Annotated in this window: 7 protein-coding genes and 1 pseudogene; 4 read left to right on the forward strand and 4 right to left on the reverse strand. The window is 66.0% G+C overall.

Going from position 1 to position 7090, the window contains the following annotated elements:
• The 4 genes and pseudogenes from VJS90_RS08775 to VJS90_RS08790 form a co-directional block, all read left to right on the forward strand.
• A pseudogene (locus VJS90_RS08775) lies at nt 1-153 on the forward strand (TonB-dependent receptor); the annotation flags it as partial.
• Nucleotides 154-265: 112 nt separating this feature from the next.
• Nucleotides 266-550: an iron transporter gene (locus VJS90_RS08780; protein WP_324121048.1), complete on the forward strand. Its 285-nt coding sequence runs from the start codon at nt 266-268 to the stop codon at nt 548-550.
• Between the two features lies 1 nt (nt 551).
• Complete coding sequence (locus VJS90_RS08785) at nt 552-2084, forward strand: PepSY-associated TM helix domain-containing protein (RefSeq protein ID WP_324121050.1); 1533 nt, start codon at nt 552-554, stop codon at nt 2082-2084.
• Nucleotides 2084-2416, forward strand: a complete 333-nt coding sequence (locus tag VJS90_RS08790) for a DUF3325 domain-containing protein (RefSeq protein ID WP_324121052.1) — start codon at nt 2084-2086, stop codon at nt 2414-2416. The genes VJS90_RS08785 and VJS90_RS08790 overlap by 1 nt, the downstream gene beginning before the upstream one ends.
• 28 nt (nt 2417-2444) lie before the next feature.
• On the opposite strand, the gene VJS90_RS08795 is transcribed toward VJS90_RS08790, so the two are convergent.
• From VJS90_RS08795 to VJS90_RS08810, 4 genes are all read right to left on the reverse strand, one after another.
• The gene (locus VJS90_RS08795; protein WP_324121054.1) at nt 2445-4682 is read right to left on the reverse strand and encodes an ATP-binding protein; all 2238 of its coding nucleotides are present in this window, start codon (nt 4680-4682) and stop codon (nt 2445-2447) included.
• Nucleotides 4679-5281, reverse strand: coding sequence for a biliverdin-producing heme oxygenase (locus VJS90_RS08800; protein ID WP_324121056.1), 603 nt, complete (start codon nt 5279-5281; stop codon nt 4679-4681). The genes VJS90_RS08795 and VJS90_RS08800 overlap by 4 nt, the downstream gene beginning before the upstream one ends.
• A 194-nt stretch (nt 5282-5475) precedes the next feature.
• Nucleotides 5476-6261 (reverse strand): sulfite exporter TauE/SafE family protein, encoded by a 786-nt coding sequence (locus tag VJS90_RS08805; RefSeq protein ID WP_324121058.1) that lies wholly within the window; start codon nt 6259-6261, stop codon nt 5476-5478.
• A gap of 160 nt (nt 6262-6421) precedes the next feature.
• On the reverse strand, nt 6422-7090 hold a 669-nt coding region (locus VJS90_RS08810; RefSeq protein ID WP_324121061.1), incomplete at its 5' end, for a methyl-accepting chemotaxis protein.

Below are 7090 nucleotides of genomic sequence, written 5' to 3' on the forward strand. Positions count from 1 at the left end.
TACAGGTTCAACGAGCACTACGACGTGCGCCTGGGCGCGAACAACGTCTTCGACAAGCAGATCTACCGCGGCGGCAACGCCAGCAGCTCGGGCGCCAACACCTACAACCAGCCAGGTCGCGCGGTGTTCGCCGCACTGAACATCTCGTTCTGACCTGAGGCAGCGTCAACCGGCTGCCCTTGCCCGATCGCGCATCGATCCGGCAGGGGTGGCCTTTCTTCACTCTGCGCCGGGCTACAGCATGGATACCCGGAAGGAATCTAGGATGATCAACGCTGCACCCGCCTGGCTGGCGATTGTGTCGCGCAGCGCCGCGGCGCTGCTGGGTGGCTACCTGTTCACCTACGCGGTCACGGCGTTCCTGGCCCGTGTGCTGCCACTGCCGGCCAGCGATGCGGTGATCGTGTCCACGCTGCCGGCCTTCGCCTTCTACACCGGCATGATTCTCTGGGCCTTTGCCAGCCGCGACGCGCTGCAGGCGTGGGCGCCGCTGGTGCTAGCCGCGCCGCTGGCGATGGTGGCGTTCTGGCCTGTGGCGGGAGCTGCGTGAAATGAAGACCAAGACCTTCACCCAGTCGATGTCCTGGTTGCATACCTGGGCCGGGCTGATCTTCGGCTGGCTGCTGTACGCGATTTTCGTCACCGGCACGCTGGCCGTGTTCGACAAGGAAATCGACCACTGGATGCACCCGGAAATTCCGGCCAGCGAAGTGACCCAGGCGCAGGCGCTGGACCGTGCGATCAGCTATCTGCAGGAGCATGAGCCCACGGCCAGCAACTGGGGCATCGGCCTGCCGACCGAACGTTCACCGGGCCTGCGCGTCTCCACCGGCGAGCGTCGGCACGGCGGCGGTGTGCAGCTCGACCCGCAGACCGGCGAAGTGCTGGACGTGCGCGAGAGCGTGGGCGGCAATTTTTTCTTCCGCTTCCATTTCACCCTCAATCTGCCACGCAACTGGGGGATCTGGGTGGTCGGCGCGCTGGCGATGGTGATGCTGGCAGGGCTGGTGACCGGGATCGTCATCCACAAGAAGATCTTCAAGGAGTTCTTCACCTTCCGGCCGAACAAGGGCCAGCGCTCCTGGCTCGACTTTCACAACGCCAGCGCGGTGCTGCTGCTGCCGTTCCACCTGATGATCACCTACACGGGCCTGGTGATTTTCATGCTCATCTATATTCCCGCCGCCGTCGACACCTTGTTCGAAGGCGACAACCGCGCCTACTTCCAGGCCCAGGGCAATGCCCGGCTCGAGCAGCCGCGCCAGGCGCTCAGGCAACCCGGGCAGCTGGTGGCGCTGGCGCCCTTGCTGGCCCAGGCCGAGGCGCGGATGGGCTCGATTGGCGGCGTCAACGTGCGTCATCCGAACACTGCTGGCGCGCGGGTCGAGATTCGCCCGGAGCTGGGCAACCGCATCGCCCTGACCAAGGGCCAGGCGATGGTCTTCGACGGCGTCAGCGGCAAGCTGCTCAGCGATGTGCCTGAACTGCGGCCCGCGCCGCTGACCCAGCGGGTGATGACCGGCCTGCACTTTGCCCAGTTCGGCGGCTACTTCATGCGCTGGTTGTACTTTGCCTGCGGGTTGATCAGCTGCGTGATGATCGCCAGCGGCCTGGTGCTGTTCTGCGTCAAGCGTGGACGCAAGTACGCCAGCGACAAGGCCGAACCGTCGGCGCGGCGGTGGTACCGGGTAGCGGAGGTGTTCAACGTGGCCTTTGTCGCCGGCCTGCTGGTGGCCTGTATCGGCTTGTTGTGGGCCAGCCGCCTGTTGCCAGCGGAGCTGGCCCATCGCGAGGCGTGGGAGGTGCGGGCATTCTTCGGGCTCTGGGCGCTGGCAGTCCTGCACGCCTGGGCGCGCCCGGCAAGGCGTGCCTGGGCCGAGCAGCTCGCGTTGGCGGCGCTACTATGTGGCGGCCTGGGGTTGCTGGGTGCCTTTACCGAGATCGCCGACCGGATGCGCATCGTCCTGGAGCTGGTCAGCCTGCTGCTTGGGGTGCTGCTGGCCCTGGGAGCATGGCGTTGCGCGGGGGCAGGGGATGAGCCGGCAAGGGTGCGCGTGCGCGCCAGAACAGCGGAGGCCAGGTGATGGGGATGATGTTCGTGGGTGGGTTGCTGTTTGCCTACAGTGGGATGCTGGCGCTGTGCCAAGGGCTGGAACGGCACTACAAGCAGGTCTGGGGCAAGCCTTGCGCGGTTTGGCAGCGCCGGGTGCTGCGGGCGCTGGGCTGGGTGGGGCTGGGGGTGAGCTTTGTGCTGTGCGTGCAGGCGTGGGGCTGGGCGATGGGGCCGGTGGGCTGGTTCGGGGTGATGTCCCTGTCCGGGCTGGTGCTGGTGATGCTGTTGCCGTATGTGCCGCGCGTTGCCGTGTGGCTCGGCGCGGCGGCAGGGGGGTGGGTGCTGTTGCTGTTGGGGGTATGAGCGGCAGCAGCAGGATTCACGGCCTGGGTCAGGAATCGATCCCGGCATCGCACCGCGGCACGGTGAACTGGAAGGCGCTGCCTTCACCCGGCTCGCTCCGCGCGCGGATTTCCCCGCCGTGGGCCTTGATGATGCCTTGTGAAATGTACAGGCCAAGCCCGGTTCCGTTGGGATTGCCCTCCCGGGCCGTCCAGTAGCGGTCGAACACATGCGGCAACTGGTCGGCCGGGATGCCCTTGCCGGTGTCGCGCACGGTGAAGGCAATGTGCCCGCCATCAGCCGCCGCCGTCACCTCGACCTTGCCTTGGGCGCCGGTGAACTTGATGGCGTTGCCGACCAGGTTGGACAGCACCTGGAACAGCCGTTCGGGGTCGGCATGAATGTGCAGGTCCGGCGCCGCGTGGAAGGTCAGCGCGACCGATTTGTTCAGCGCCAGCGGCCCCAGCAGGGTATGCGCCTCTTCGAACATGTGGCCCACGTCCAGCGGCTTGGGCGCGATGGTGTAGCGCCCGGCTTCGATCTTCGAGGTGTCCAGCAGGTCGTCGAGCAGCACGTTCATGCGGCTGGTGGCCTGCTGCATGGTGCTGATCGCCGAGGAGATGCGCCGCGACGCGTTCGCCCCGTCGGCGCTGAAGGATTTCTGCAACATGCCGCAGAGCATCGAGATGACGGTCATGGGGTTGCGCAGGTCGTGGGACACCACCGCCACCAGTTCGTCACGGGCGCGCACGGCGGCCTGTTCCTTGAGCACCTGGTGGCTCAGGTCGATTTCCAGCGCCGAGCGGCGCAGGTCGTTGGCGGCGAACTGGTCGCCGTGCTCCCACTTGCGCGAAATGCCTTGCATCTCGACCTTCCAGATCTCGAACGAGGTGCGTGGCCGCAGGCGCAGGCCGTTGGCGGAATTTTCCAGGTGCAGCGGCTTGGTCGGATCGCCGCTCCAGTTGAGGGTTTCCCGGACCTCGGGGCGGAACCAGAGAATACCGTTGGTGACCGGCTTGGGCAGGCTAAGGGCAAGTACCCCGCTGGCCAGCGCACGGTAGTCGGCCGCCGGCGGGTGGAGGGTGCTCAAGGCGTCACAGCTGTACACGGGCGAGCCCTGGGTTTCGATCCACTGATGCAGCGCGTGGATCTGCCCAGGCTCTGGGCACAGGCCGGCGGTGCGCAGTTGCTGGCCCTCGATGATCGCGACGCCACTGGCGCCGACCAGGTCCATCAGCGGCTGGGTGTGTTCGGCCAGGCCATCGAAGACGGTGCCAGGGCTGTCCTGCATGGCCTGGCCGAGCCGGGCCAGGGTGTCGAGCTTGGCGTTGCGCTGCGCCGCCAGTTGCAAGGCCTCGAGGGCGCTGATCTGCAGCGACAGCACCTGGCCGATGGTCTTGCAGGCGCTGCGCAGGCTGCTGGGCACGTGCAAGGGGTCGCGGTTGCCACAGGTGATCAGGCCCCACAGCCTGCCCTCGCTGATCAGAGAGATGCTCATCGACGACAGCACGCCCATGTTCTGCATGTACTGGCAGTGGATCGGCGACACGCTGCGCAGGGTCGCGAAGCTCAGGTCCAGCGGGCTGTCGGTGTCGGGGCGCAGGGCCGGAACGATCGGCACGGGCCGGTAGGCGGCATCCGGGATGATCCGTAGCCAGTTGCTCAGGTACAGCGCGCGCGCTTGCGCAGGGATGTCCGACGCCGGGAAGTACAGGCCGTTGAACAGCTCCATGCCGGGACTGGTGGCCTCGGCGATGACCTGGCCGTGGCCTTCCTCCTCGAAGCGGTAGATCAGCACCCGGTCGTAACCGGTGAGGGCCTGGACCTCGCGCACGCTCAGCTCGTGCAGCTCCTGCAGGCTGCGCGCCGCCTGAAGACGCTGCAACAAGCGGTTGAGGTGCGCGTGCGAATCGCTGTTGGGACGGCTGAGGACTTCCATCTCGAAAATCAGCAAGCCCCGGTGACGGTGCAGGAAACCTTCGAAGACCCGGCCGTTGACCTTGAGTGTCAGAGGTTGCAGCGTTTCGTTGAGGTCCTGCTCGACCAGCGCGCGGACCTGCCTGGCCGGGCGTGCGCCCAGCAGCGCCGTGAGCGACTTGCCCAGCACCTGTTCGGCTGCAAGGCCCAGCAGTTCATCGACATTGGCGCTGATCTGGATGATCTCGAGGTTCGGCTCGCCCAGGGTCATCAGCACGCCATGGGGCTGGATCGCCCCAGGGTACTGGATCGGCTCGTCGGCGCAGTTGACCAGGAGCTGTTCGAAAATCTCGTCGTTGCCGGCTGTCAAAGCAGCACCTCCCGGCGCTCGAGCCAGCGCTCGAAGCCTGTGAATGTGTCAATGGCGGCCTGTGCCACCCGCGCCTGGTCCGCAGGCGAGCCGGGCGCCTGCTCGAGAAACTGCAGGAAACCGCGCCAGAGCGAACCGGTCTCTGGCCCGTAGACATCCAGGAACGCACCGCCGTTGCCAGCACCGATGTCCAGGCGCTCGGCCATGGCGCGTTTGAGGACCTGGCCGCCGAGGGTCGAGCCCTCCAGCACGTACATCACCCCAAGCGCCTGGGCCTGGTCGGTGACCGGCGGCAAGGCCGTGCAAAGGGGCAGGGCGTCGATCTGCGTGGGCGTCAGTCCCAGGTTGCGCAGGTCGGTGACCAAGGCCGGGGCCTTGGCGCGGCGCTGGGGTTCGAGGGCCGGCAGAAAACCTGCCAGGGCCTGTTCCAGCGGCGCATGGAAACCATAGTAGGCCGCGATCAGGCGCTGGTAGGCAGGACGGTCAAAGCGTGGGTCGAAGAACGGCAGGCGGTCTTCCAGTGCCTTGTGGCAGGGGCCGGTGCCTTGGCGCAAGGCGGTGAGCAGGGGCGACGGGGATTTCCCGGATGCAGTGGGCATCAGCTGGTACTCGCAGCAAGATGGTTGGAACGACGCACCTTGGTGCTGACAGGATTAGGGGCTAATCCTACAGCAACGGTCGGAAATTTCGCACTCATATCCGCGCCGCGCCATTGAGGGATAGCCGGTGCCGCGGCTTGAGCAGGTGTCCGGAGAGAGGGGGCGGGCCAGGCGGGCCCGTCCAGGGCAAGGGCTCAGAAGGCCAGCTTGTAGCCGATCAGCAGCAGCATCGCGGCCAGGCATGGGCGCAGGACGCTGTCGGAAATGCGCCCGGTCAGATGGCTGCCCAGGTAGATGCCGGGCAGCGAGCCCAGCAGCAGATAGCCCAGCAGCGACCAGTCCATGTTGCCCATGCTGGCATGGCCCAGGCCCGCGACCAGGGTCAGCGGCACGGCATGCGCGATTTCGGTGCCGACCAGACGCCGGGTCACCAGGAACGGGTACAGCAGGAACAGCGCCACCGTGCCCAAAGCGCCTGCGCCGATGGACGTCAGGGTGACCATCACCCCGAGCACCACGCCGGTGAGCACGGTGAGGGTATTGAGGGTACGGTCACTGAGGTTGTAGTGATCGCCCGCGTGCTTGCTGGCGAAGGCCTGCAGGCGTGACTTGAACAGGATGGCCAGCGCCGTGAAGATCAGCACCACCGCCAGGCCTTGCTTGATCACTGCATTGAGTGCCGAGGTGTCGGTATGCAAGGTGCTCAGGAACCACAAGGTCAAGGCTGCCGCAGGGACGCTGCCCATGCTCAGCAGGCCGGTGATCTTCCAGTCGATGTTCTTGTTGCGGCCGTGAACCCAGACGCCACTGGCCTTGGTGATGGCCGCGTAGAGCAGGTCGGTGCCGACGGCTGTCGCCGGGTGGATGCCGAACCAGAGCAGGATCGGGGTCATCAACGAACCGCCCCCGACCCCAGTCATGCCAACGATGAAACCTACAACCAGTCCCGCAATGGTGAAACCAAAAGAACCAACATCCATACGCTACTCGACGCCCAACATGCCCGTGATCGGATGCGTGCCAGCATAAAGGTTTTTTTATAGCCAAATAGACTTGTTCGTTATTAGGTTATAACCATGCCGGCCGGTTGGACGCCGCCGTACAGGTACGGCGGGTTTCCAGCGATTCCTCTGAGCCTCTTCAGATCCTGAAACTGCCCACCAGTTGCTTCAGCCGGCCGGCCTGCTGGCTCAGCGCATCGCAATGGGCCAGGGTCTGGTTCAGATGCTCCACGCCCTGCTGGTTGAGCGAGTTGATCTGGCTGATATCCATGTTCAGGCTTTCCACCACGGCGGTCTGCTCCTCGGTCGCGGCCGCCACCGACTGGTTCATGCCGTCGATCTCGCCGATGCGCCGGGTCACGCTCGACAGGCGATCACCGGCCTGGTTGGCCACCTGCACGCTCTGCTCGCTGGACACCTGGCTGGCGTTCATGGTGTGCACGGCCTCGCGCGAGCCGACCTGCAGCGTGGTGATCATGCGGTGGATTTCCTCGGCCGATTCCTGGGTGCGGTGGGCCAGGTTGCGCACCTCGTCGGCCACGACCGCGAAGCCACGCCCGGCTTCCCCGGCGCGCGCCGCTTCGATGGCGGCGTTGAGCGCCAGCAGGTTGGTCTGCTGGGAGATACCCTTGATCACGTCGAGAATCTGGCCGATGTCGTCGGTGCTGGCGTTGAGGATCTCGATCTGCTGGCACGACTCGCTGATCTTCTGCGACAGCGCCGCCATGCTGGCGATGGTCTGCTCGACCACCTGGCGGCCATCGTTGGCCTGGTCGCTGGCGCCACTGGCGTGCTGCGAGGCATCGGC

This window comes from Pseudomonas sp. (assembly GCF_035277045.1).
Lineage (GTDB): Bacteria > Pseudomonadota > Gammaproteobacteria > Pseudomonadales > Pseudomonadaceae > Aquipseudomonas.

Coding starts and splice junctions, on each gene's coding strand:
- VJS90_RS08780 (WP_324121048.1), top strand. CDS start 266: ATGATCAACGCTGCACCCGCCTGGCTGGCGATTGTGTCGCGCAGCGCC.
- VJS90_RS08785 (WP_324121050.1), top strand. CDS start 552: ATGAAGACCAAGACCTTCACCCAGTCGATGTCCTGGTTGCATACCTGG.
- VJS90_RS08790 (WP_324121052.1), top strand. CDS start 2,084: ATGGGGATGATGTTCGTGGGTGGGTTGCTGTTTGCCTACAGTGGGATG.
- VJS90_RS08800 (WP_324121056.1), bottom strand. CDS start 5,281: ATGCCCACTGCATCCGGGAAATCCCCGTCGCCCCTGCTCACCGCCTTG.
- VJS90_RS08805 (WP_324121058.1), bottom strand. CDS start 6,261: ATGGATGTTGGTTCTTTTGGTTTCACCATTGCGGGACTGGTTGTAGGT.